This is a genomic window from Pseudomonas sp. AU11447, assembly GCF_001672555.2.
GTDB lineage: Bacteria > Pseudomonadota > Gammaproteobacteria > Pseudomonadales > Pseudomonadaceae > Pseudomonas > Pseudomonas nitroreducens.
This window is the reverse complement of record NZ_LZDG02000024.1, coordinates 129354-151125: the sequence shown is the minus strand read 5'-3', so window position 1 is coordinate 151125 and position 21772 is coordinate 129354. Positions and strand designations below refer to the sequence as shown.

The 21772-nt window shown below is 63.9% G+C and carries 21 protein-coding genes; 7 read left to right on the top strand and 14 right to left on the bottom strand.

What is annotated here, in order from left to right:
* Window positions 1-31 precede the first annotated feature (31 nt).
* Window positions 32-682: a response regulator transcription factor ErdR gene (gene erdR, locus A6723_RS06370; RefSeq protein ID WP_024765291.1), complete on the bottom strand. Its 651-nt coding sequence runs from the start codon at window positions 680-682 to the stop codon at window positions 32-34.
* Between the two features lie 266 nt (window positions 683-948).
* On the opposite strand from erdR, the gene A6723_RS06365 reads away from it, so the two are divergent.
* Window positions 949-1833: a DMT family transporter gene (locus A6723_RS06365; protein WP_054908173.1), complete on the top strand. Its 885-nt coding sequence runs from the start codon at window positions 949-951 to the stop codon at window positions 1831-1833.
* 154 nt (window positions 1834-1987) lie between these two features.
* On the opposite strand, the gene A6723_RS06360 is transcribed toward A6723_RS06365, so the two are convergent.
* On the bottom strand, window positions 1988-2704 hold the full coding sequence (locus A6723_RS06360) for a tRNA-uridine aminocarboxypropyltransferase (RefSeq protein ID WP_054908172.1): 717 nt from the start codon (window positions 2702-2704) through the stop codon (window positions 1988-1990).
* A 303-nt stretch (window positions 2705-3007) separates the two neighbouring features.
* Between A6723_RS06360 and A6723_RS06355 the strand changes: the two genes are divergently transcribed.
* Both A6723_RS06355 and A6723_RS06350 read left to right on the top strand, forming a co-directional pair.
* The gene (locus tag A6723_RS06355; protein ID WP_024765294.1) at window positions 3008-3415 is read left to right on the top strand and encodes a quorum-sensing-regulated virulence factor family protein; all 408 of its coding nucleotides are present in this window, start codon (window positions 3008-3010) and stop codon (window positions 3413-3415) included.
* Between the two features lie 9 nt (window positions 3416-3424).
* Window positions 3425-3640, top strand: coding sequence for a DUF3820 family protein (locus A6723_RS06350; protein WP_024765295.1), 216 nt, complete (start codon window positions 3425-3427; stop codon window positions 3638-3640).
* Window positions 3641-3680: 40 nt separating this feature from the next.
* On the opposite strand, the gene A6723_RS06345 is transcribed toward A6723_RS06350, so the two are convergent.
* Complete coding sequence (locus A6723_RS06345; RefSeq protein WP_054908171.1) at window positions 3681-6086, bottom strand: xylulose 5-phosphate 3-epimerase; 2406 nt, start codon at window positions 6084-6086, stop codon at window positions 3681-3683.
* 125 nt (window positions 6087-6211) lie between these two features.
* On the opposite strand from A6723_RS06345, the gene A6723_RS06340 reads away from it, so the two are divergent.
* Together A6723_RS06340 and A6723_RS06335 are read left to right on the top strand one after the other, a co-directional pair.
* The gene (locus tag A6723_RS06340; RefSeq protein WP_054908170.1) at window positions 6212-7633 is read left to right on the top strand and encodes an MBL fold metallo-hydrolase RNA specificity domain-containing protein; all 1422 of its coding nucleotides are present in this window, start codon (window positions 6212-6214) and stop codon (window positions 7631-7633) included.
* Between the two features lie 167 nt (window positions 7634-7800).
* Window positions 7801-8874, top strand: coding sequence for an LOG family protein (locus A6723_RS06335; RefSeq protein WP_054908169.1), 1074 nt, complete (start codon window positions 7801-7803; stop codon window positions 8872-8874).
* Window positions 8875-8937: 63 nt separating this feature from the next.
* On the opposite strand, the gene recX is transcribed toward A6723_RS06335, so the two are convergent.
* The 3 genes from recX to A6723_RS06320 all read right to left on the bottom strand — a co-directional run bounded on the left by recX (window position 8938) and on the right by A6723_RS06320 (window position 11061).
* Window positions 8938-9402: a recombination regulator RecX gene (recX, locus tag A6723_RS06330; protein WP_054908168.1), complete on the bottom strand. Its 465-nt coding sequence runs from the start codon at window positions 9400-9402 to the stop codon at window positions 8938-8940.
* Between the two features lie 5 nt (window positions 9403-9407).
* Window positions 9408-10463: a recombinase RecA gene (gene recA / locus A6723_RS06325; protein ID WP_054908167.1), complete on the bottom strand. Its 1056-nt coding sequence runs from the start codon at window positions 10461-10463 to the stop codon at window positions 9408-9410.
* An 85-nt stretch (window positions 10464-10548) separates the two neighbouring features.
* The gene (locus A6723_RS06320; protein WP_054908166.1) at window positions 10549-11061 is read right to left on the bottom strand and encodes a CinA family protein; all 513 of its coding nucleotides are present in this window, start codon (window positions 11059-11061) and stop codon (window positions 10549-10551) included.
* 82 nt (window positions 11062-11143) lie between these two features.
* On the opposite strand from A6723_RS06320, the gene mutS reads away from it, so the two are divergent.
* On the top strand, window positions 11144-13717 hold the full coding sequence (gene mutS / locus A6723_RS06315; protein ID WP_175405528.1) for a DNA mismatch repair protein MutS: 2574 nt from the start codon (window positions 11144-11146) through the stop codon (window positions 13715-13717).
* Between the two features lie 65 nt (window positions 13718-13782).
* A complete protein-coding gene (gene fdxA / locus A6723_RS06310; protein ID WP_015476292.1) occupies window positions 13783-14106 on the top strand; it encodes a ferredoxin FdxA in 324 nt (107 codons plus the stop codon).
* 431 nt (window positions 14107-14537) lie between these two features.
* Here the strand turns inward: fdxA and rpoS are convergent, their stop codons facing one another.
* The 8 genes from rpoS to A6723_RS06270 form a co-directional block, all read right to left on the bottom strand.
* Entirely contained in the window at window positions 14538-15542 is a 1005-nt protein-coding gene (gene rpoS / locus A6723_RS06305) for an RNA polymerase sigma factor RpoS (protein ID WP_054908164.1), read from the bottom strand.
* Between the two features lie 95 nt (window positions 15543-15637).
* The gene (locus A6723_RS06300) at window positions 15638-16486 is read right to left on the bottom strand and encodes a peptidoglycan DD-metalloendopeptidase family protein (RefSeq protein WP_371914043.1); all 849 of its coding nucleotides are present in this window, start codon (window positions 16484-16486) and stop codon (window positions 15638-15640) included.
* 73 nt (window positions 16487-16559) lie between these two features.
* Complete coding sequence (locus A6723_RS06295) at window positions 16560-17195, bottom strand: protein-L-isoaspartate(D-aspartate) O-methyltransferase (RefSeq protein WP_088418250.1); 636 nt, start codon at window positions 17193-17195, stop codon at window positions 16560-16562.
* A gap of 25 nt (window positions 17196-17220) precedes the next feature.
* A complete protein-coding gene (surE, locus tag A6723_RS06290) occupies window positions 17221-17979 on the bottom strand; it encodes a 5'/3'-nucleotidase SurE (protein ID WP_024766059.1) in 759 nt (252 codons plus the stop codon).
* A complete protein-coding gene (gene truD / locus A6723_RS06285) occupies window positions 17967-19025 on the bottom strand; it encodes a tRNA pseudouridine(13) synthase TruD (protein WP_054908163.1) in 1059 nt (352 codons plus the stop codon). Before truD ends, surE begins: the two co-directional genes overlap by 13 nt.
* Window positions 19022-19495 (bottom strand): 2-C-methyl-D-erythritol 2,4-cyclodiphosphate synthase, encoded by a 474-nt coding sequence (ispF, locus tag A6723_RS06280; protein ID WP_024766061.1) that lies wholly within the window; start codon window positions 19493-19495, stop codon window positions 19022-19024. Before ispF ends, truD begins: the two co-directional genes overlap by 4 nt.
* Before the next feature lie 59 nt (window positions 19496-19554).
* The gene (gene fghA, locus A6723_RS06275; protein ID WP_054908162.1) at window positions 19555-20406 is read right to left on the bottom strand and encodes an S-formylglutathione hydrolase; all 852 of its coding nucleotides are present in this window, start codon (window positions 20404-20406) and stop codon (window positions 19555-19557) included.
* Between the two features lie 45 nt (window positions 20407-20451).
* Window positions 20452-21564 (bottom strand): S-(hydroxymethyl)glutathione dehydrogenase/class III alcohol dehydrogenase, encoded by a 1113-nt coding sequence (locus tag A6723_RS06270; protein ID WP_024766063.1) that lies wholly within the window; start codon window positions 21562-21564, stop codon window positions 20452-20454.
* Window positions 21565-21772: the final 208 nt, after the last annotated feature.

Genomic DNA, 21772 nt, shown 5'->3' with positions numbered 1-21772 from the left:
GTGACGGCCCCTGAGCCGGAATGTGGTGGGCTCAGGCCCCCGGCACCGACTCCATCTGCGCCAGCAACAGCGCTGCCTGGGTGCGGGTGCGCACGTTCAGCTTGCGGAAGATCGCGGTGACGTGAGCCTTTACCGTGGCTTCGGAGACGCTCAGCTCGAAAGCGATCTGCTTGTTCAGCAGGCCTTCGCAGACCATGGTCAGCACGCGGAACTGCTGCGGCGTCAGGCTGGCCAGGCCAGCGCTGGCGGCGCGCACGTCATCGCTCATCTCGGTCACGGCATCCACCTGCGGCGGCCACCAGACGTCACCATCGAGCACCGCGCGCACGGCTTGCTGCAGCACGCTCAGCTCGCTGGACTTGGGGATGAAGCCGCTGGCGCCGAACTCGCGGGAGCGCTGTACCACGGCGGCATCTTCCTGGGCCGAGACCATCACCACCGGAATCTGCGGGTACTGCCCGCGCAACAGCACCAGGCCAGAGAAGCCGTAGGCGCCGGGCATGTTCAGGTCCAGCAGCACCAGGTCCCAGTCGGCCTTCTCGTTCAGGCGCGTCTCCAGCTCCGCGATACTCGCGGCCTCCGACAGTCGCGCCTCGGGGCCAAGACCGATGGTCAGAGCCTGGTGCAGGGCACTGCGGAACAGCGGGTGATCGTCAGCGATCAGGATCTCGTAGGAAGCCATGAATTTTCCTTGAAGGCCGCGTCGAAGTACTGCCGTGGATAACAGCCAGACTTGCGCAGGAAAGGTCGGAGCACGGATAGAGCACTGCTCGTAACATTGTACGCAAAGACCACCCCCGGTGTCCGCCGCGAATACATCGCCCAACGGTACATACAGCGTGGCTTCAAAGCCCCTGCCAGTGTGCCCGCCGAGAAGCCGCTCCCCTTTCCAAAGGCCCGGCGTTACGGCAGAGTTCCGCTTTTTTTCCTGCCCGTTACGAGAACAAGATGAAAAGCCATGCGCTGCGCGCCGATATCCTGATGCTGTTCACCGCGATGATCTGGGGGGTCTCCTTCGTCGCGCAACGCCTCGGGATGGATGCCATCGGTCCCTTCCTCTATACCGGCCTGCGCTTCACCCTCGGCGCCGTGGCACTGCTGCCGCTGCTGGCCTGGTCGAGCAAGCGCGGCGCCCAGCCGTTCAACCGGGGCCTGATCCTCGCAGGCCTGGCCATCGGCACCGCGCTGACCGTGGGGATCAACCTGCAGCAGGTTGGCCTGATGTTCACCAGCGTGACCAACTCCGGCTTCATCACCGGCCTGTACGTCATCATCGTGCCGCTGCTCGGCCTGCTGATCGGCCATCGTGCCGGCATGGGCACCTGGCTGGGTGCCGCGCTGGCCGTGACCGGCATGGCCATGCTGAGCATCGGCCCGGGCTTCCACGTTGCCTCCGGTGACTGGCTGCAACTGACCGGTGCCTTCGTCTGGGGCGGCCACGTGCTGCTCGTCGGCCTGTTCGCCAGCCGTTACGACCCGATCCGTCTGGCCTTCCTGCAGTTCGTCACCTGCGCGGTGGTGAGCATGATCCTGGCCGTGGTGTTCGAAGAGATTCACTGGGACGCCATCGTCCAGGCCGCCCCCGCCCTGATCTACGGCGGCCTGTTCGGCGTAGCCACCGGCTTCACCCTGCAGGTCATCGCACAGAAGCACGCCATCGCCTCCCACGCGGCGATCATCCTCTCGCTGGAGGCGGTGTTCGCCGCCATCGCCGGCGCACTGTTCCTCGACGAGACCCTGCATGCGCGCGGTTACTTCGGCTGCGCACTGATGCTGGCCGGCATGCTGGTGGCGCAGCTGTGGCCGAAGAAAGCCGAGGTGAAGGCGGTCTGATCTCTACTGCACAACGGAGCGAGACTGTTCGCGAGCAAGCTCGCTCCTGCAGGCTGAGGATTCGGCGCTCTTCGTAGGAGCGAGCTTGCTCGCGAACCGCACACCTCGGCGCCCGCCCTGAACATCAGAAACCTGCATGCGATGAAGAGCCAATCTAGCGCTCGGTAAACGGCCTCAACGCCTGGTGCGCCGGGCTCTGCTCGTCCAGCGGCTGCTGGCGCTTGGAACCCAGGTAGCGCTCGCTGAATACGTCCAGGTAGGCATCCAGCGCATCGCCGGCGCGGCGGTCGCCGGCCAACCCCAGGCACAGCGCCGCGACTTCGGCGGTGCACAGGTGCTCGTCGAACTTGGAGCGGCGCAGGCGATAGCGTGACAGGGCATCAGGGGTGATGCTCAGCACGGGGAAACGGTCCAGGTAGGGGCTCTTGCGGAACATCTTGCGCGCCTCGTTCCAGGTGGCGTCGAGCAGGATGAACAGCGGGCGCTTGCCACCCTGCGGCTCCACCGTCGTCACTACGCGCTCGGGCTGGACGAACTCGCCGGGGAATACCACATACGGCTGCCATTGCGGATCGTCGAGCAGCGCCAGCAGCGCCGGATCGACCTCGATGCGCGACCAGCCGAATGCCCAGGTCTCGGGCACCGTCTCGGCGATCAGCCAGCCGGTGTTGCTGGGCTTGAGCGGCTCGGTGTCGAACATCACCAGGCACATCGCCGCGTTGGACTCGACCTGCGGGCGCAGGCCGCACATGCAGTAGTTCGGCCGTAGGCGGCAACCGGGGCAGCGTGGCGAGCGCGAGCCACGGGCCACGAAGGGCTTGAGGCAGCGGGCCAGGCGCTCATCACGCAGGCGGGCGACAGCGTGGCTCATCGGGCCACCGGGGTGCGGAAGATCGGACGGTACATCGAAGGCTCGAACGGGGCGACGGTTGCGGACCGCCGATTGTACCAGAGCTGCAACCAGCCTCCCTTCACACAGCCGAGTGGCGATGAAAGTCGCGACCGGCTTCGCGTCATCCCTCGACGAAGTTGGCCGCCTGGCGTGCCGGACAGCGGGCTACGGCAATCGAATCTCGGCAGGGAGGTCGTTTTCGGGGACAATAGGCGGCTGTAATGACCAGCGAACCCGGAAGGCTCGCCACGGTCGAATCGGCACCATTGTCAGGAGATGCCCATGCTGCGCCTCACCGCCCTCGCCCTCTGCCTCGTTCTTCCCGTCGCGCATGCCGCCTCGAAGAAGGACTTCGAACTGACCCAGACCCTGGAAAAGGTCGCCAAGGAAAGCAGCGAAGGCACCCCGCGCGCGATCAACGAGGACATCCTCGACCAGGGCTACACCGTCGAGGGCCCGCAACTGATCAACCACCTGAGCGTACGCGCCAGCCATGCCGAGCGCATGCGCGAGAACCCGGACAGCGTGCGCAGCCAACTGGGCGACAGCGTCTGCAGCAATACCGCCTACCGCCAGTTGCTGGCCGAGGGCGCGATCCTCACTTACAGCTTCACCGAGTACAAGACCAACGCCCCGGTCGCCACCGAGCGTTTCGACGCCGGCAGCTGCAAGATCAAGCTGAAGAAATAAGTCGCCTGCATGCTCGACAAGGAAATGTTGCTGAAGATCGCGCGCACGCCGATGCCCTTCGGCAAGTACCAGGGCCGCATGCTGGTGGACCTGCCGGACGAGTACCTGCTGTGGTTCCACAAGAAGGGCCAGTTCCCGGCCGGCGAACTGGGCCGGCTGATGCAGCTGACCCTGGAACTGAAGATCGACGGCCTCGACGGCCTGATCAAGCCGCTCAAGCGCTGAAGCCCGCGCAACCGCCGCGTGGCGGTTGCGCCAGCGCCGGTCAGCGCAGGACCGCAGGGCTTTCCTTGCCGGCCACCGCTGCTGCCTCGTCCGGTGCGAGCAAGGCGCTGCGCGGGACGTCCAGCAGTCGTGCACAGGCCGCCAGCACATGGGCCCAACTGCAACGGTTGGCGAACAGCATGCCCGCTTCGTCCAGCGTTCCGCCCTGGTTGCGATACCCCAGCACCGCCGTCTTCAACGCATCGGGCAGGATCGGCCAGAGGTGCCCACGCGCCACCTCCGGGCGCATGTGGGTGAGCAGCACGCGCCGCTCGTAATGATCGGGGAACAGACGCATGGCGATGGACTCGTCCGCCAGCGCCGGCAACTCCCAATTGTCGCGCGGCGCGCGGAAGCGCCCCGGCTCCTGTAGATAAACCAGTCGATACGGATAGCCGGCCTCCTCCAGCCGCAAGGCAGCGCGGCGCATCTCGGCCAACTGGTAACTGCCGTTGGCGATCAGCAGCAGCGGTTCGGCGCCGGGATGCTCGTCCAGCAGGATTGCGCCATCTCGCGCCAACTGCTCGGCCTCGGCCTGGGTGAATACCGATGGCCGCTCGCGCTTGGGAGCCACGATACAGGCCAGCTGCCCGCGGCTGCGGTAGATGTCCGGCAACAGCGCCAAAAGGCTGTTGTGGTCGGCCGGGAAAACTACCCGCACCATGTCGCTCATCTCGCCCAGCAGCGCCTCGCAGAAAGTGGTGTCCTGGTGGGATTGCTGGTTCTTGCCGTTTTCCCACGTATGCGAGGTCGCCACCAGCGGCCAGCCGAGCCAGCCCGCCGGGCGCCCGGCTTCCTTCTGCTGGCGGGCGAAGATCAGCGTCTGGCGCACTGCACCGAGCATCTTCACGCAGAAGGCTTCATAGCTGGCCACCAGGTTCAGCCCGCCCTGGTTGGCCAGGCAGGCAGAAACCACCGCCTCCTCGTTGAGCGCTGTGATGATCCGGCCATCTACGGCCTCCAGCTCGCTTTCCGGCTCGCTCACCCGGTGCCGCAGCGCCTTGAGCACGCCGCCCAGGCGGTTGCTCGCCAGTTCGTCCGGATTGCCGACACGGGCGCGCAGGTCCGGGTTGGCGCCGCACAGGTCGACGTAGAAGCGATCCAGAGCGGCCATGGGGGAGCATTCGTCATTGCGGTAATGCAGCGGGGGAATCGAAGGCTCGATGGGCCGACGCACGGCGAGCGGGTTATCCCGTTCCAGTACTCGGCCGCTGCGCGAAGCGATGAAGAGCTGGCAAGCCTCGGCTAGCTCATCGGGCTCGACCCACAGAGGCGCCGCATGCTGGTTGAACAGGTCGCGCGCCTCGGCATCCACGCTGGGATTGCCCGGCAGCGGCAGGTTGTGTGCAGCATTGCTGCCGGCACCATAGAACCCGTAGCCCTTGGTCGCTTCGGCGATGCCGTAGGGAATCGGCAAAGGGTAGCGGAGGATGCCGCGCTCCTTCTCATCGACGCGGTGCTGCAACCGTTCTTCCATTTCCCACAGGGCACAGACGAAAGCTGCCGGGTCGCGGCCGTCGAAGCTGATCGGGTCGAAACCGCAACGCCGCAGGTGCAGCTTGAAGCCTTCCAGCCCTTCGTGGGTGCCCAGGTCGGTGCGCTGCTCAATACGCCGGCCATTGGCGATCATCACCGGCAAGGCCGTGCCGCAGTCCTCGGCGCGCCACCAGCGGGGAATCCAGTCGCTACCGCGCTGCTCCTCGGCAGCGCCGTCGGAGAGGAAGGCCACCAGGGTCTCGCCCGGCAGTGGCATGTGCGCATACATCAACTCGGCGAAGCCGAGGTATCCCCCTTCGGCAATGCCACCGGCAGTGTGCGGATTGACGTGGCTGCCCAAAGGAGCCGCAACCTTGCCTTCCGCCGTCTGCGCGTAGCTGTAGAAGTCCTGTACCAGCCGATCCAGGCCGGCTTCGCCATTCCCGTAAGCTGCAGCCTGCTCCGGATGCAGGTTGCCGGTAAGCACGTTGAGCGCGTCGATCGCGGTCACGCAGTGCCCTTGGCCCATCAGCCAGCCGCGTGTCTTGCCGCTCAGGGCATTCAGGGCGAGATAGCCGGCGTAGGCTGGCACCATGTTCAGCGCGCCGCCGGTATGTCCTTCGGGCTGTGCCTTGAAATCTTCGGGCTGCAAGGGCGCGCCATCGAGGCGGACGCGCCTGGCGTAGGTCATGTGCGCCACCAGCCAGAGACCGGCGCAGGTCAGGCGATCCAGCGCGCCGAACAGCCGGTAGACGCTGGCCAGATCCGGCTGCAGGCCGTACTGGACCAATTGATGAGCGACACGAAAGACCGCCGCCTGGGTCTGCACGCTATGCTGAAGCGGACCACGGCCTCGCAGCCAGCGGGCGTATTCCGGCTCGGCTGCCGCATGGGCGGCAAGCTCCTCGGGGCTTGGCAGGATCTGTGACATGTCGGCTCTCCCTTGGTTATGCCGGAAAGTCTAGGTCTCCAGAGATCGGACGGGCGCTGACATGTATCAACGACCGTCCCGACCATTCGAGCAAGGCTGAAAGTGAATTCCGACAAGGAGACGACATGGCGCTTCTCACCTTCATCGGCGCAATCCAGGAAGTCACCGGTTCCTGCTACCTCCTGGAAACCCGCGACGGCGTCCGCGTACTACTCGAATGCGGGATGCGCCAGGGGCGCAGCGGCAACAAGGGCACTCGCGACAACGAGGCGACCAACCGCACGCCCTTCCCCTTCGATCCGCAGGAGCTGGACGCCGTCGTCCTGTCCCACGCCCACCTGGACCACAGCGGCCTGCTGCCGCGCCTGGCAAAGGAAGGCTACAAGGGGCCGATCTACGCCACCGAATCCTGCTGCGACCTGCTGGAATTGATGCTGATGGATTCGGCACACATCCAGGAGAAGGACGCCGAGTGGGAAAACAAGTGGCGCGCCCGCCTCGGCAAGCCACCCGTCAAGCCGCTGTATACCGTCGAAGACGCTTCCCGCGCGCTGAACCAGCGCCGCCGCGTCAGCTATGGCAGCACGGTGGACGTGGCGCGCGGCATCCGCGTGACCTTCCACAATGCCGGGCACATCCTCGGCTCGGCCATCGTCGAACTGGAAATCCATGAGTTCGGCTCGACCCGCCGCCTGGTGTTCTCCGGGGACCTGGGCAGCACCTGCTCCCCCCTGATGCGGACGCCGACACCACTGACCCGCGCTGATGTGGTGCTGCTGGAGTCCACCTACGGCGACCGCGACCACCGCGACGCCAACGACACCCTGCTGGAGCTCGCGGGCATCCTGCAGCGTGCCCAGAACGAGGGCGGCAATGTACTGATCCCGTCCTTCGCCGTGGGCCGCACCCAGGACCTGATCTACTACCTCGGGCGCTTCTATCAGGAGGGCCGGCTGCCGCAGCAGGTCGTCTACCTCGACAGCCCCATGGCGGCCCAGGCCAACAATATCTATCTGCAGCACATCGGCGAGATCGCCGACGTCGACCGCGAATACATGCGCGGCACCGGCACGGCCAAGGTCGGCGAGTGGCTGCCGATCCTGCGAACCACCCAGAACGCCGAAGAGTCCATGGCGCTGAATCGCATCAAGACCGGCGCCATCATCATCGCCGGCAGCGGCATGTGCACCGGCGGGCGGATCGTCCACCACCTCAAGCACAATCTCTGGCGCGAGGAGTGCCACGTCGTCTTCCCCGGTTTCCAGGCCAAGGGCACGCTGGGACGTGCCATCGTCGACGGCGCCGAATCGGTCCGCATCCTGCGCCAGCGCATCAGCGTGAAAGCGCAGATCCACACCCTCGGCGGATTCTCCGCGCACGCGGGACAATCACAATTAATTCAGTGGGTTGGCCACTTCGAGAACAAACCCGAGCTATACCTGATACATGGCGAGCGGGAAAAGATGGATGTACTCAAGGGTGCACTACAGGATCGCCTGAACTGGACGGCCAACATTCCGGAGCCCGGAGACCGGATCGCCATCTGATATCGAGGCCTCACCGACTGTCACAGCCCGCGTGCCAGACTGGGGCGGCCTCCTGCTGAACCCTGTGCGTGCGGCGAAGCGCCATTGAGTTACCGCCCAAGTCACCTTGCGTGGCCGGCGCCGCCCATGGACAGGCGATCAGGGGTTGATGAACAAGGAGTATCAACATGCCCTATGAGCCCGACGACTACCTCTCCAGACACTTCCAGACCAGCGGCACCGACCTCGCACAGAAGATCGAGGAGCTTGCCGCACTGGCCGCCCCAGGCAACAGCCAGAACCTGCCGCTGTACCGCGAAATGCTCACTACCGTCGCCCGCATGGCCCAAGCCGACCGCAATCGCTGGGACGCCAAGATCATGCTGCAGACACTTCGCGAAATGGAGCACGCCTTCAGCACCCTGGAGCAGTTCAAACGGCGCCGCAAAGTCACCGTATTCGGCTCGGCCCGCACGCCGGCCGACCATCCCGTCTACACCCTGGCCCGCGAACTGGGCGAAACCCTCGCGCGCTACGACCTGATGGTCATCACCGGCGCCGGCGGCGGCATCATGGCCGCGGCCCACGAAGGCGCCGGCCTGGAAAACAGCCTCGGCTTCAACATCACCCTGCCCTTCGAGCAACACGCCAACCGCATCGTGGACGGCACCAGCAACCTGCTGTCGTTCCACTTCTTCTTCCTGCGCAAGCTGTTCTTCGTCAAGGAAGCCGACGCCCTGGTGCTCTGCCCTGGTGGCTTCGGCACCCTGGACGAAGCGCTGGAGGTGCTGACCCTGATCCAGACCGGCAAGAGCCCACTGGTGCCGGTGGTCCTTCTCGACCAACCAGGCGGGCATTACTGGGACCACGCCCTGGAGTTCATCAAGGAGCAACTCGAAGACAACGGCTACATCCTGCCCAGCGACATGAGCCTGATGACACTGGTACACAGCGCCGAGGAAGCCGCCGAGGAAATCGCCCAGTTCTACAGCAACTTCCACTCCAGCCGCTGGCTCAAGGATCGCTTCGTGATCCGACTGAACCACCCGCTGAGCGTGCGCGCCCTGCAATTGCTGGAACGCGAATTCGGCAATCTGTGCGTAAGCGGTGGATTTCACCAGCAGCCCTACAGCGAGTCGGAACTGGACGAGCCGGAATTCTCCCATCTCACCCGCCTGGCCTTCGCCTTCAATGGCCGCGCCCAGGGGCGTTTGCGGGAGCTGCTGAACTTCATCAACCAGCCGGAAAACTGGGAGCGCTGATTTTCCAGAACGATTTTCAGAGGCAGGAAACGAACAAGGCACCCGGTGGGGTGCCTTGTTCGTTCAATCATCTGATCGTCGACCACTCAGAAGCCGGCTGATGGCTTCCATCGAATAACCCCGGTAGCTCAGGAAGCGCCCTTGCTGGGCTCGCTCGCGAGCATCCTGCGGCAGCCGGGCGAACTTCCGACGCCAGACCTCGTGCAGGTTCTCGCCCCAGTCGACACCGGACTCGCTCAGCGCGCCATCGATCTCGCCACGGGGCAAACCGCGCTGCGACAGCTCCTCGCGAATCCGCATCGGCCCGTAACCGGCCCGCGCACGGCTGGCGATGTAGCTTTCCAGGTAACGGCTCTCGTTGAGCAGCCCCTCCTCGGCCAAACGGTCGAGGGCGGGGTCGATCAGGTCCTGCGTCGCACCGCGCTGCCGCAGCTTGCGCGAGAGCTCAGCCCGACCGTGCTCGCGGCGTGCCAGCAGGTCCATGGCGACCCGCCGCACCGCGACGGGGTTATCGAGCTCGGTGGTCATTCCTATTAATAGTCGGCTTCAGCTTCCGCTTCGGCTTCGGCCGCAGCGAGCTCGGCCTTGGTCGGCGCCGACTGATTGGTCAGCAGTTGATCGCGGATGGCCTTGTCGAGTGTGGTGCAGATCTCGGCGTTGTCTTCCAGGAACTTGGCGGCGTTGGCCTTGCCCTGGCCGATCTTGCTGCCCTGGTAGCTGTACCAGGCGCCGGACTTCTCGATCAGGCCCAGCTGCACGCCCAGGTCGATGATCTCGCCGGTGCGGTAGATGCCGCGGCCGTACATGATCTGGAACTCGGCCTGACGGAACGGCGGGGCGACCTTGTTCTTCACGACCTTGACGCGGGTTTCACTGCCGACCACCTCGTCGCCTTCCTTCACCGCGCCGGTCCGGCGGATGTCGAGACGAACGGAGGAGTAGAACTTCAGCGCGTTACCACCGGTGGTGGTTTCCGGGTTGCCGAACATCACGCCGATCTTCATGCGGATCTGGTTGATGAAGATGACCAGGCAGTTGGCGTTCTTGATGTTGCCGGTGATCTTGCGCAGCGCCTGGGACATCAGGCGGGCCTGCAGGCCGACGTGCTGATCGCCCATCTCGCCTTCGATTTCGGCCTTGGGTACCAGAGCCGCCACGGAGTCGACGATGATCACGTCAACGGCGTTGGAACGCACCAGCATGTCGGTGATTTCCAGAGCCTGTTCGCCGGTGTCCGGCTGGGAGACCAGCAGGTCGTCGACGTTGACACCCAGCTTGCCGGCGTAGTCCGGGTCCAGGGCGTGTTCGGCGTCGACGAAGGCGCAGGTGGCGCCGACCTTCTGTGCCTGGGCGATGACCGACAGGGTCAGCGTGGTCTTACCCGAGGATTCCGGGCCGTAGATCTCGACGATACGGCCGCGCGGCAGACCGCCGATGCCCAGCGCAATGTCCAGACCCAGCGAGCCGGTGGAGATGGCAGGGATCGCCTGGCGCTCATGGTCGCCCATGCGCATGACCGCGCCTTTGCCGAATTGGCGTTCGATCTGTCCCAGGGCCGCGGCCAGGGCGCGCTTCTTGTTGTCGTCCATTGAAGTCCTCGCGAAGTCAGGCGGCCGGGCGGCCACGAACAACTGTATAAGTAGCCAGTATTATTCCACAGGGCAAGCCGCTCGCCTACCCCTGAATCGGATTTTCCCCGCCCGCCAGTCGCAACAGCCCTTCCAGAGCGGTCGCCACGGTCTGCCGGCGTACAGCTTCCCGATCACCGGCATACAGGCGGCGTTCGCTGAACACCTGTTCACCTTTCCTCCAGGCCAGCCAGACGGTGCCCACCGGCTTCTCGGCAGAACCGCCGTCCGGCCCGGCAATACCGCTGACCGCTACGGCAATATCCGCCCCGCTTCGCGGCAGAGCCCCCGCCACCATGGCCTCGACAACTTCCTGGCTCACTGCACCCACCTTGGGGAACAGTTCTACCGGCACATCCAGCTGACGAGTCTTCTGGCTATTGGAATAAGTCACGTACCCCACCTCGAACCAGGCCGAGCTACCCGGGATACGCGTGATCGCTTCGGCGATCCCGCCCCCCGTGCAGGATTCGGCGGTTGTGACGCGCAGTTGCTCGGCGGCAAGTCGCACGCCCAACCGGGAGGAGAGATCGGTAATAAAGGAATCGGTAACGGGCACAGTGCGCTCCGGGGTTAAAGAAGGCCAGGTGGATACCGTACACTAGGCGCTTTTGCATGTTGAAGCCGGACAGCCAGAAGCCATGAGTCAGAGCGACCTCTCCGCCCACACACCGATGATGCAACAGTACTGGCGGCTGAAGAATCAGCACCCGGACCAACTGATGTTCTACCGCATGGGCGATTTCTATGAGCTGTTCTACGAGGACGCCAAGAAGGCCGCCAAGCTGCTGGACATCACCCTGACCGCACGCGGCCAGTCCGCCGGCAACTCCATCCCCATGGCCGGCATCCCCTTCCATTCCGCTGAAGGCTACCTGGCCAAACTGGTGAAACTCGGCGAATCGGTGGTGATCTGCGAGCAGATCGGCGACCCGGCCACCAGCAAGGGCCCGGTTGAACGCCAGGTGGTGCGCATCCTCACTCCCGGCACCGTCAGTGACGAAGCGTTGCTCGACGAACGCCGCGATAACCTGATCGCCGCCGTACTGGGAGACGAGCGCCTGTTCGGCCTGGCCGTGCTGGACATCACCAGCGGCCGCTTCAACGTCCAGGAAATAAAGGGCTGGGAAACCCTGCTGGCCGAACTGGAACGTCTGAATCCCGCTGAACTGCTGATCCCCGACGACTGGCCCCAGGGCCTGCCGGCGGAGAAGCGCCGCGGCTCGCACCGTCGCGCGCCGTGGGACTTCGATCGTGACTCGGCGAAAAAGAGCCTGTGCCAACAGTTCGGCGTGCAGGACCTCAAAGGCTTTGGCTGCCAGGAACTGACCCTGGCCATCGGCGCCGCCGGCTGCCTGCTGGCCTACGCCAAGGAAACCCAGCGCACCGCCCTACCGCACCTGCGCAGCCTGCGCCACGAGCGCATCGACGATACCGTGATTCTCGATGGCGCCAGCCGCCGCAACCTTGAACTGGATACCAACCTGGCTGGCGGCCGCGACAATACCCTGCAATCGGTGGTCGACCGTTGCCAGACCGCTATGGGCAGCCGCCTGCTGACCCGCTGGCTGAACCGCCCATTGCGTGATCGCGCCGTTCTCGAAGCCCGCCAGGACTCCATCGCCTGTCTGCTGGAACGCTATCGCTTCGAAATCCTCCAGCCGCAACTGAAGGAAATCGGTGACGTTGAACGCATCCTCGCCCGAATTGGCCTGCGCAATGCCCGCCCGCGCGATCTCGCTCGCCTGCGCGATGCCCTCGCGGCGCTGCCGGACCTGCAGAACGGCATGACTGAGCTGGAAGCCCCGCACTTGGGTGAGCTGGCCAGCAGCATCCGCACCTACCCGGAACTGGCAGACCTGCTGGCCCGCGCGGTGATCGAAAATCCGCCGGCAGTGATTCGCGACGGCGGCGTCATCGCCCGCGGTTACGACGCCGAGCTGGACGAGTTGCAGATGCTCAGCGAGAACGCCGGCCAGTACCTGATGGACCTGGAAACCCGCGAAAAGGCTCGCACCGGCCTGCCAAACCTGAAGGTCGGCTACAACCGCATCCACGGCTACTACATCGAACTGCCCCGCGTGCAGGCAGAACAGGCTCCCGCTGACTATATTCGCCGCCAGACCCTGAAAGGTGCCGAGCGCTTCATCACTCCGGAACTGAAGGCCTTCGAAGACAAGGCGCTATCGGCCCAGAGCCGCGCCCTGGCTCGCGAGAAGCAGCTTTACGAGGAACTGCTGGAACTGCTGATCGGCCAATTGGCGCCGCTGCAGGACACCGCCGCAGCCCTGGCCGAACTGGACGTGCTGTCCAACCTCGCCGAGCGCGCCCTGAACCTCGACCTGAACCGCCCGCGCTTTGTCGAGGAATCCGGCATTCTCATCGAGCAAGGCCGCCACCCGGTGGTCGAGCAGGTACTGGATACGCCGTTCGTCGCCAACGACCTGAACCTCGATGAAGACACTCGCATGCTGGTGATCACCGGCCCCAACATGGGCGGTAAATCGACCTATATGCGGCAAACGGCGCTTATCGTGCTGCTAGCACACATAGGTAGCTTTGTGCCGGCGGCGCGCTGCGAACTGTCGCTGGTGGACCGGATTTTCACCCGTATCGGCTCTTCCGACGATCTCGCTGGCGGTCGCTCCACCTTCATGGTGGAAATGAGCGAAACCGCGAACATCCTCCACAACGCCAGCGACCGCAGCCTGGTACTGATGGACGAAGTAGGACGCGGCACCAGCACCTTCGACGGTCTGTCTCTGGCCTGGTCCGCGGCCGAACACTTGGCAAAACTGCGAGCTTTCACCCTGTTCGCCACCCACTATTTCGAGCTGACCGTGCTGCCGGAAAGCGAGCCGGCGGTGGCCAACGTGCACCTGAACGCCACCGAGCACAACGAGCGCATCGTGTTCCTGCACCACGTACTCCCTGGCCCGGCCAGCCAGAGTTATGGCTTGGCGGTCGCACAATTGGCCGGCGTGCCGGGTGCGGTCATTCAGCGCGCCCGCGAACACCTTTCGCGCCTGGAAACCACCAGCCTGCCCCACGAAGCACCGCGCTCGAGCGACCCGAAAAGCCCGGCGCCACTGCAAAGCGACCTGTTTGCCAGCCTGCCACACCCGATCGTCGAAGAGCTGATGCGTGTCAGCCCCGACGACCTGACTCCACGTCAAGCTCTCGAATTGTTATATGCATGGAAGATGCGGGTCTGACGGACCGCTGGACAAGCTGCTAGAATCGCGCGCGCTTAGCCGCCCGCCTGAGGAGAAAATTAGAAATGACCTTCGTCGTCACCGACAACTGCATCAAGTGCAAATACACCGACTGCGTGGAAGTATGCCCGGTGGACTGCTTCTACGAAGGCCCGAACTTCCTGGTCATCCACCCGGATGAGTGCATTGACTGCGCCCTGTGCGAACCGGAATGTCCGGCACAGGCGATCTTCTCCGAGGACGAGGTCCCGGATGGTATGCAGGAGTTCATCGAGCTGAACAAGGATCTGGCCGATGTATGGCCGAATATCACCGAGAAGAAGGATTCCCTGCCGGACGCCGAAGAGTGGGACGGCAAGCCGAACAAGATGCAGTACCTGGAGCGCTGATCCGCGCTTCCGACCAAAACACGAAAGGCCCGCTCAGTGCGGGCCTTTCTGTATCCGGGCATCACTTTCTTGCAGGCAAAAAAAGGGGCGGGATAACCCGCCCACTCTTTCTTCCTTTTTTCATCATCCTGATGAACCGCTTCCCGCGGTGCTCCTGACCGACATCCTTACCGGCCTGCGCCTTTCCGTGTACGCAGGAGTGATATTACCCGCCTGCCAGAACTCAGCAACTGGGGCACTTCCGCGCACCCGATCTGTCTCGCAGCCGAGGTAAAAATAAAATCCTTTAAAAACAACAAGATAAGAAAAATAGACGCCACAGCTGGCGGCTCTTCAAGCTGAACACTCACACGCTATGTAAGCGAATGCTTACATCAGAGCGCATAAAAAAGCCCGGAATCATCCGGGCTTCATCGTTGTCGACCTGGCCGCTACTGGAACAGCGCGTCGCTCGACAGGCCGTTCTTCTCGAGGATCTCGCGCAGACGCTTGAGCGCCTCGACCTGGATCTGCCGAACCCGCTCGCGGGTCAGGCCTATTTCCTGGCCAACCTCCTCCAGGGTGCTGCTTTCATGGCCGCGCAAGCCGAAGCGACGAATCACCACCTCGCGCTGCTTATCGGTCAGTTCCGACAGCCACAGGTCGATACTCTCGCTGAGGTCGTCGTCCTGCAGCAGTTCACAGGGGTCGGTGGGACGGTCGTCGGTCAGGGTGTCGAGCAGGGTCTTGTCCGAATCCGGGCCGAGGGAAACATCCACCGAGGTGACCCGCTCGTTCAGACCGAGCATTCGTTTCACCTCATCCACCGGCTTCTCGAGCAGGTTGGCGATTTCCTCGGGCGACGGCTCGTGGTCCAGCTTATGGGTCAGCTCGCGAGCAGCCCGCAGGTAGACGTTGAGCTCCTTCACCACGTGGATCGGCAATCGAATGGTGCGGGTCTGGTTCATGATGGCCCGTTCGATGGTCTGACGAATCCACCAGGTCGCGTAGGTGGAGAAGCGGAAGCCGCGCTCGGGGTCGAATTTCTCCACCGCGCGGATCAACCCGAGGTTGCCCTCTTCGATCAGGTCGAGCAGGGAAAGGCCGCGATTGACGTACCGTCGCGCGATCTTCACCACCAGACGCAGGTTGCTTTCGATCATCCGTCGCCGACCCGCTGGGTCGCCCTTCTGCGCGAGACGCGCAAAGTGGACTTCCTCTTCCGGGGTCAGAAGCGGCGAGAAACCGATTTCATTCAGATACAGCTGGGTCGCGTCGAGCGCGCGGCTGTAGTCGATGTGCTTGTGTTGCTTGAGAGAGGAAAGTGAGGTGGCTTTAGGAGTGACTCGAAGCGATACCTGCTCTTCGGCAAATGACTCTTCGAGGATGATGCCGGGCTCCAGAAGAAGCACTTCATCATCGACGTCAAACTCCGGCCCTTCTTTTTTAAGTGCCATGTCGTTATCCCTTGCTGAGTTCGACAACAAGCCCAGGTGCGTCCTTATCCTTAGGACACCTAGGCCCGCTCACCCACGCAGAGGAACAGCCAGCATCAACGACTTGGCAGGTATTGCAGCGGATCTACAGGTTTACCCTGGCGGCGAATCTCGAAGTGCAGCTTCACCCGGTCAGTCCCTGTGGAGCCCATCTCGGCAATGTTCTGCCCGACCTTGACCTGTTGCCCTTCCCGCACCAGCAACCTGCGGTTGTGACCGTAGGCGCTTACGTAGGTATCGCTGTGCTTGATGATCACGAGTTCGCCGTAGCCCCGCAAACCACTACCGGCGTACACCACCGTGCCATTAGACGCAGCCAGGACAGGCTGGCCCAATTGCCCGGCTATATCAATCCCTTTATTCAAACTGCCGTTTGATGCAAAACGCCCAATGAGAGTGCCATTGGTTGGCCAAAGCCAGCCTCCCGGCGCCCCCCCTGCAACCGCCGGAGTTCCGCCGCTGGCGGGCGGTTGCGCTGGCGTGGTGACGGCAGGTGTGGTCGGTTTGCTGGCGGTTGCCGGGGTAGATGTCGGTTTGTTGACAACGACTGGCGCGACAGGCGTTGCGCTTTTGGCGACAGACGGTGCAACACTCGAACCACCGTCAAAGCGAATGGCCTGGCCTGGGCGAATGGTGTAAGGCGCGGAGATATTGTTGCGCGCGGCCAGGGCTTTCCAGTCCCAGCCATAGCGGAAGGCGATGGAGTACAGCGTGTCGCCGGGGCGCACTACATACTGGCCACTGGTAACAGCCGGCTTCTGCTGGGCGTTGCGGTCCACCACAGTCGTGGTGCTACGAGAAGTCGAAGAACAGGCCGCCAGCAGAAAGCAGACGGCAATGGCCACCACAGCGTGGCCCAGGCCCTTGATCCAGTTCCGTTGATACAGGGTCGCTGTCAAGCTCACCCATCCCCCTTATCCATGAATTGACGTCCAGCCTCACTGGCCGGCAGTAACCGCAGCCTTGACCGGCCTGCTCTCAGCCTAGCGGACCGTTGAGCAGCGGGACAAAGCGGACGGAGTCCAGCACCTGCCGCTGGAAGCCATCCTCGGTGCGGACGATCAGCATCAGTTGCTGCACCTCGCCACCGCCTACCGGAATCACCAGCCGCCCTCCGGGTGCCAGTTGGTCCAGCAATGCCTGCGGGACCTCGGCCGCAGCGGCGGTAACGATGATGCCGTTGTAAGGCGCCAGGGCGGGCCAGCCTTCCCAGCCATCGCCCCAACGAAAGACAACATTTCTCAGGTTTAGCTCCGCAAGTCGCTCCTTGGCGCGATCCTGCAGGGCCTGGATGCGTTCGACGGAGAATACCCGCTCCACCAACTGAGACAGCACCGCCGTTTGATAACCAGAACCCGTACCGATCTCCAGCACCTTGTCCAGGGGGCCGGCGGCGAGCAGCAACTCGGTCATCCGCGCCACCATGAAGGGCTGCGAGATGGTCTGGTTATGCCCGATGGGCAGCGCGGTGTCTTCGTAGGCGCGGTGCGACAGCGCCTCATCGACGAACAGGTGGCGCGGTGTACGGCGGATCACTTCCAGCACGTGAGCGTTGGACAGTCCCTCTTCGTACAAACGCTGGATCAGCCGCTCACGGGTACGCTGGGAGGTCATGCCGATGCCGCCGCGGCGGGACAGTTCATTGGCCATGGTCGAGCCCTCCGAGCCAGTCTCCAAGGACATTGAACGCCTCCCGGAAGGTCCGGTCCATCTGCAGTGGCGTAATCGAAACGTACCCCTGCATGACGGCATGGAAATCAGTGCCCTCGCCACCGTCTTCAGCATCGCCGGCGGCGGCGATCCAGTAGCCTTCCTTGCCGCGCGGGTTGACCACCTTGACCGGCGGCTTGGCGCGAGCACGATGCCCCAGGCGAGTCAGCTGGATGCCCTTGATACGCTCCAGCGGCAGATTGGGGATATTCACGTTGAGCACGGTACGCGGCGGCAGATCGAGCTTCTCATGGGACTCCACCAGCAGGCGGGCGAAATGCATCGCGGCCGGCAGGTTGTCCGTCAGGCGCGAACACAGCGAGAAGGCGAAGGCCGGCCGGGACAGGAAACGCCCTTCCAGGGCTGCAGCCACGGTGCCCGAGTAGAGCACGTCATCGCCCAGGTTGGCGCCGAGATTGATACCCGAGACGACCATCTCCGGCACTTCTTCGAGCAGGCCGTTGAGGCCCAGGTGCACGCAGTCGGTCGGAGTGCCGTTGAGGCTGATGAAACCATTGCCCAGGCGATGGGGATGCAGCGGCCGATCCAGCGTCAGCGAACTACTCGCTCCGCTACGATCGGCTTCCGGGGCGATCACGATGCAGTCCGCATAATCGGACAGCGCGTCGTGAAGCGCGGCGATACCGGGTGCAGTGACCCCGTCGTCGTTGGCAATCAATATGCGCATGGGCTTTCCGTCTGCCCTGCCGGCACGAGGTCGATCAGCTCGCGCACTACCACGGTGGCGAAGCAGCCAGCCGGCAGGACGAATTCCAGTTGCAGAATGTCAGGGGCGGGATAATGCCATGTAAGGCCCGGGATGGGGAGGCGCAGAATGCGCCGTTCGTGCGCCATGTCCGCACTGGCGAGCCACTGGCAAAGCGCCATCTCCGCTTGCTGCACGCTGCGTTCGATATCTCCCGGCCGGTTCGCCGCCGGTGAATCACCCTCGCCCCACATGGGGCCGGTGGGGTGCAGGTCGAGCACGGCGAGACGCGGGTCGGAGCATTCCGCTTCGCCGGCGGGGAAGAAGCTGCGGCTGTCGGTGAACGCCAGCAGGTCGCCGACCAGCGCCTGGTTCCAGGTGCCTTCGGCCACCCGGCGAGCCAGCACCTGATTGAAGACATAGCTGCGCGCTGCCGAGAGCAGGCGCGAGCGAATGTTGCGATGCTCCGGCAGCTTGCCGCGCTCGGCGAAGCCACGAGCATCGAAGACGTTGCCGCCACCATGGCCAAAGCGCTGGGTGCCGAAGTAGTTCGGCACGCCCTGGGCCACGATGGCCTTCAGGCGCGCTTCGAGCTGCTCGCGATCTGCCTGCAACTCGGTCAGGCGCAAGGTGAAGCCGTTGGCCGAATGTGCGCCGCGCTGCAGTTTGCGGCGATGGCGATTGCGCTCGAGGATTCGCAGCGTGTCGTCCTCGGCGGCTGCCAGGTCCGGATCGGACTTCCCCGGCAAGTGCAGACTGAACCACTGGCGGGTCAGCGCCTGGCGGTCCTTGAGACCGGCATAACTGATCATCTTCACCGGGACGCCGGCGGCACGGGCAAGACGGCGCGCCGCTTCCTCGGTGTTCAGGCCGCGTTTCTCCACCCACAGCCACAAGTGCTCGCCATCGCCGGAGAGAGGAATATCCAGCACTTCGTCGACCTGGAAGTCTTCGGCCACCGCCTTGAGCACAGCCTGCCCGCAAGCATCGCCATGGGCGCGCGGGCCCAGCAGTTCCAACTCGGTCATGCGCGCCCCAGCAGAGCGACGGCGTGGACCGCGATGCCCTCTTCGCGCCCGGTGAAGCCAAGTTTCTCGGTGGTCGTGGCCTTGACGTTGACCTGGTCCAGTTCGACCTTCAGATCGGCAGCGATGGTCTCGCGCATGTTCTGGATGTGCGGCGCCATCTTCGGCGCCTGGGCGATGATGGTGGTGTCGACGTTTTCCACCTTCCAGCCCTTGGCTTCCACCAGGCTCAGCACGTGGCGCAACAGTGCGCGACTGTCGGCCCCCTTGAACTGCGGGTCGGTATCAGGGAAGTGCTTGCCGATATCGCCCAGCGCGCAGGCGCCCAGCAAGGCATCGGAAAGCGCGTGCAACAGCACGTCGCCGTCGGAGTGGGCAACGAGCCCGAACTTGTGGGGAATACGCACGCCGCCAAGGGTGATGAAGTCTCCCTCGCCGAAGCGGTGCACGTCGTAGCCATGTCCGATACGCATGAAAAAACGCCCTGTTGATGTCAGGGCGTCGATTCTACCGGATCACTGCGCTCAGGGTGTCAGCCGCAGAGCGCCGCGGCATGGTGGCGCAGGTGATCTTCGATGAAGCTCGCAATGAAGTAGTAGCTGTGGTCGTAACCGGGCTGCAGGCGCAGGTCCAGCGGATGACCAACCGCAGCGGCGGCTTCGCGCAGCGCTTCGGGCTTGAGTTGCACGGCGAGGAAGTCGTCGCGCTCGCCCTGGTCGACCAGGATCGGCAGGCGCTCGCCGGCGTTGGCGAGCAACTCCACCGCATCCCACTCGCGCCACGCCGCCGGATCTTCGCCGAGGAAGCGACCCAGCGCCTTCTGTCCCCAGGGGCAATCGCTCGGATGAGTGATGGGGGCAAAGGCGGACAGCGACAGGTAGTGCCCCGGATTACGCAGGGCGCAGACCAGCGCGCCGTGGCCGCCCATGGAATGCCCGCTGATGCCGCGTTTGCGGGAAACCGGGAAATTCGCTTCGATCAGCGCCGGCAACTCCTGCACCACGTAGTCGTGCATCCGGTAGTGCCGCGCCCAGGGCTCCTGGGTGGCGTTAACGTAAAAACCCGCCCCCAGTCCGAAATCCCAGGCGCCGTCCGGATCGCCAGGCACTTCCGGGCCGCGCGGGCTGGTATCCGGCGCAACGATCACAATCCCGAGTTCCGCGGCCACGCGCTGGGCGCCGGCCTTCTGCATGAAGTTCTCGTCGGTGCAGGTCAGGCCGGACAGCCAGTAAAGCACCGGAAGGCCCGCCTCTGGCTCGGCCTGCGGCGGCAGGTAGACCGCAAAGACCATCTCGCAGCCGAGCGTCTCGGAGCGATGGCGATAACGTTGATGCCAGCCGCCAAAGCTCTTCTGGCTGCTGATCAGTTCGATGGAATCCGTCATGGAGCCTCCTGTGAGGCCGGGCGCACAAGGCGCCCGGCGGTTCGATCAGTAGTGGATGACCGAGCGGATGCTCTTGCCTTCATGCATCAGGTCAAAGGCCTCGTTGATCTTCTCCAGGCCCATGGTGTGGGTGATGAAGGTATCCAGCGGGATTTCGCCCTTCTGCGCCTTTTCCACATAGCTCGGCAGCTCGGTGCGACCTTTCACGCCGCCAAATGCCGAACCGCGCCAGACACGACCGGTGACCAGCTGGAATGGACGGGTGCTGATTTCCTGGCCGGCACCGGCCACGCCGATGATGGTGGATTCGCCCCAGCCCTTATGGCAGCACTCCAGCGCCGCACGCATCAGCTGGACGTTGCCTACGCATTCGAAGGAATAGTCCACGCCGCCGTCAGTCATTTCGACAATCACTTCCTGGATCGGCTTCTGGTGATCCTTCGGATTGACGAAATCGGTGGCGCCCAACTCCTTGGCGATATCGAACTTCGCCGGGTTGATGTCCACCGCGATGATGCGCGAGGCCTTGGCCATTTTCGCGCCGATGATCGCCGCCAGTCCGATGCCGCCCAGACCGAAGATGGCAACGGTAGCGCCCTCCTCCACCTTGGCAGTATTGAGCACCGCACCGATGCCGGTGGTGACGCCGCAGCCGAGCAGGCAGACCTTCTCCAGCGGCGCTTCCTCGGGAATCTTCGCCAGGGAGATTTCCGGCAGCACGGTGTATTCGGAGAAGGTCGAGCAACCCATGTAGTGGTAGATCGGCTCGCCCTTGTAAGAGAAGCGGCTGGTGCCATCGGGCATCAGGCCCTTGCCCTGGGTAGCACGCACGGCCTGGCAGAGGTTGGTCTTGCCGGATTTGCAGAATTTGCACTCGCGGCATTCGGCGGTGTACAGCGGGATGACGTGGTCACCCACTTTCAGCGAAGTCACGCCCTCGCCCACCGCTTCGACGATACCGCCACCTTCGTGACCCAGGATGCACGGGAATACGCCCTCGGAATCCTGGCCGGACAGGGTGTAAGCGTCGGTGTGGCAGACGCCGGTGGCGACGATGCGCACCAGGACTTCACCCTTCTGCGGCGGCGCCACATCGACTTCGACGATTTCCAACGGCTTGTTGGGGGCGAAGGCAACGGCAGCACGGGACTTGATCATCTGGAAACTCCTGAACGAAGGAAACGACAACGCCCGCCAGGGGCGGACGGGTTCGGCGCGACGGCCGAGAAGCCGGGACGGGCCGGAGCCCCGTCGGGGAACATTCGGGGCAGTCGACGAAAAGTGCGCCCCAAAGCCTTGGAAGTGTAGAAAACCTCCTGTCAGGGAATAATCAGGCAATAATCAAAACATTATTGCCATACAGGGA

Bases quoted from the DNA above. Each gene is read 5' to 3' on its own strand.
- erdR (WP_024765291.1), bottom strand. From the start codon at position 682: ATGGCTTCCTACGAGATCCTGATCGCTGACGATCACCCGCTGTTCCGC.
- A6723_RS06365 (WP_054908173.1), top strand. From the start codon at position 949: ATGAAAAGCCATGCGCTGCGCGCCGATATCCTGATGCTGTTCACCGCG.
- A6723_RS06360 (WP_054908172.1), bottom strand. From the start codon at position 2,704: ATGAGCCACGCTGTCGCCCGCCTGCGTGATGAGCGCCTGGCCCGCTGC.
- A6723_RS06355 (WP_024765294.1), top strand. From the start codon at position 3,008: ATGCTGCGCCTCACCGCCCTCGCCCTCTGCCTCGTTCTTCCCGTCGCG.
- A6723_RS06350 (WP_024765295.1), top strand. From the start codon at position 3,425: ATGCTCGACAAGGAAATGTTGCTGAAGATCGCGCGCACGCCGATGCCC.
- A6723_RS06345 (WP_054908171.1), bottom strand. From the start codon at position 6,086: ATGTCACAGATCCTGCCAAGCCCCGAGGAGCTTGCCGCCCATGCGGCA.
- A6723_RS06340 (WP_054908170.1), top strand. From the start codon at position 6,212: ATGGCGCTTCTCACCTTCATCGGCGCAATCCAGGAAGTCACCGGTTCC.
- A6723_RS06335 (WP_054908169.1), top strand. From the start codon at position 7,801: ATGCCCTATGAGCCCGACGACTACCTCTCCAGACACTTCCAGACCAGC.
- recX (WP_054908168.1), bottom strand. From the start codon at position 9,402: ATGACCACCGAGCTCGATAACCCCGTCGCGGTGCGGCGGGTCGCCATG.
- recA (WP_054908167.1), bottom strand. From the start codon at position 10,463: ATGGACGACAACAAGAAGCGCGCCCTGGCCGCGGCCCTGGGACAGATC.
- mutS (WP_175405528.1), top strand. From the start codon at position 11,144: ATGAGTCAGAGCGACCTCTCCGCCCACACACCGATGATGCAACAGTAC.
- fdxA (WP_015476292.1), top strand. From the start codon at position 13,783: ATGACCTTCGTCGTCACCGACAACTGCATCAAGTGCAAATACACCGAC.
- rpoS (WP_054908164.1), bottom strand. From the start codon at position 15,542: ATGGCACTTAAAAAAGAAGGGCCGGAGTTTGACGTCGATGATGAAGTG.
- A6723_RS06295 (WP_088418250.1), bottom strand. From the start codon at position 17,195: ATGACCTCCCAGCGTACCCGTGAGCGGCTGATCCAGCGTTTGTACGAA.
- surE (WP_024766059.1), bottom strand. From the start codon at position 17,979: ATGCGCATATTGATTGCCAACGACGACGGGGTCACTGCACCCGGTATC.
- truD (WP_054908163.1), bottom strand. From the start codon at position 19,025: ATGACCGAGTTGGAACTGCTGGGCCCGCGCGCCCATGGCGATGCTTGC.
- ispF (WP_024766061.1), bottom strand. From the start codon at position 19,495: ATGCGTATCGGACATGGCTACGACGTGCACCGCTTCGGCGAGGGAGAC.
- fghA (WP_054908162.1), bottom strand. From the start codon at position 20,406: ATGACGGATTCCATCGAACTGATCAGCAGCCAGAAGAGCTTTGGCGGC.
- A6723_RS06270 (WP_024766063.1), bottom strand. From the start codon at position 21,564: ATGATCAAGTCCCGTGCTGCCGTTGCCTTCGCCCCCAACAAGCCGTTG.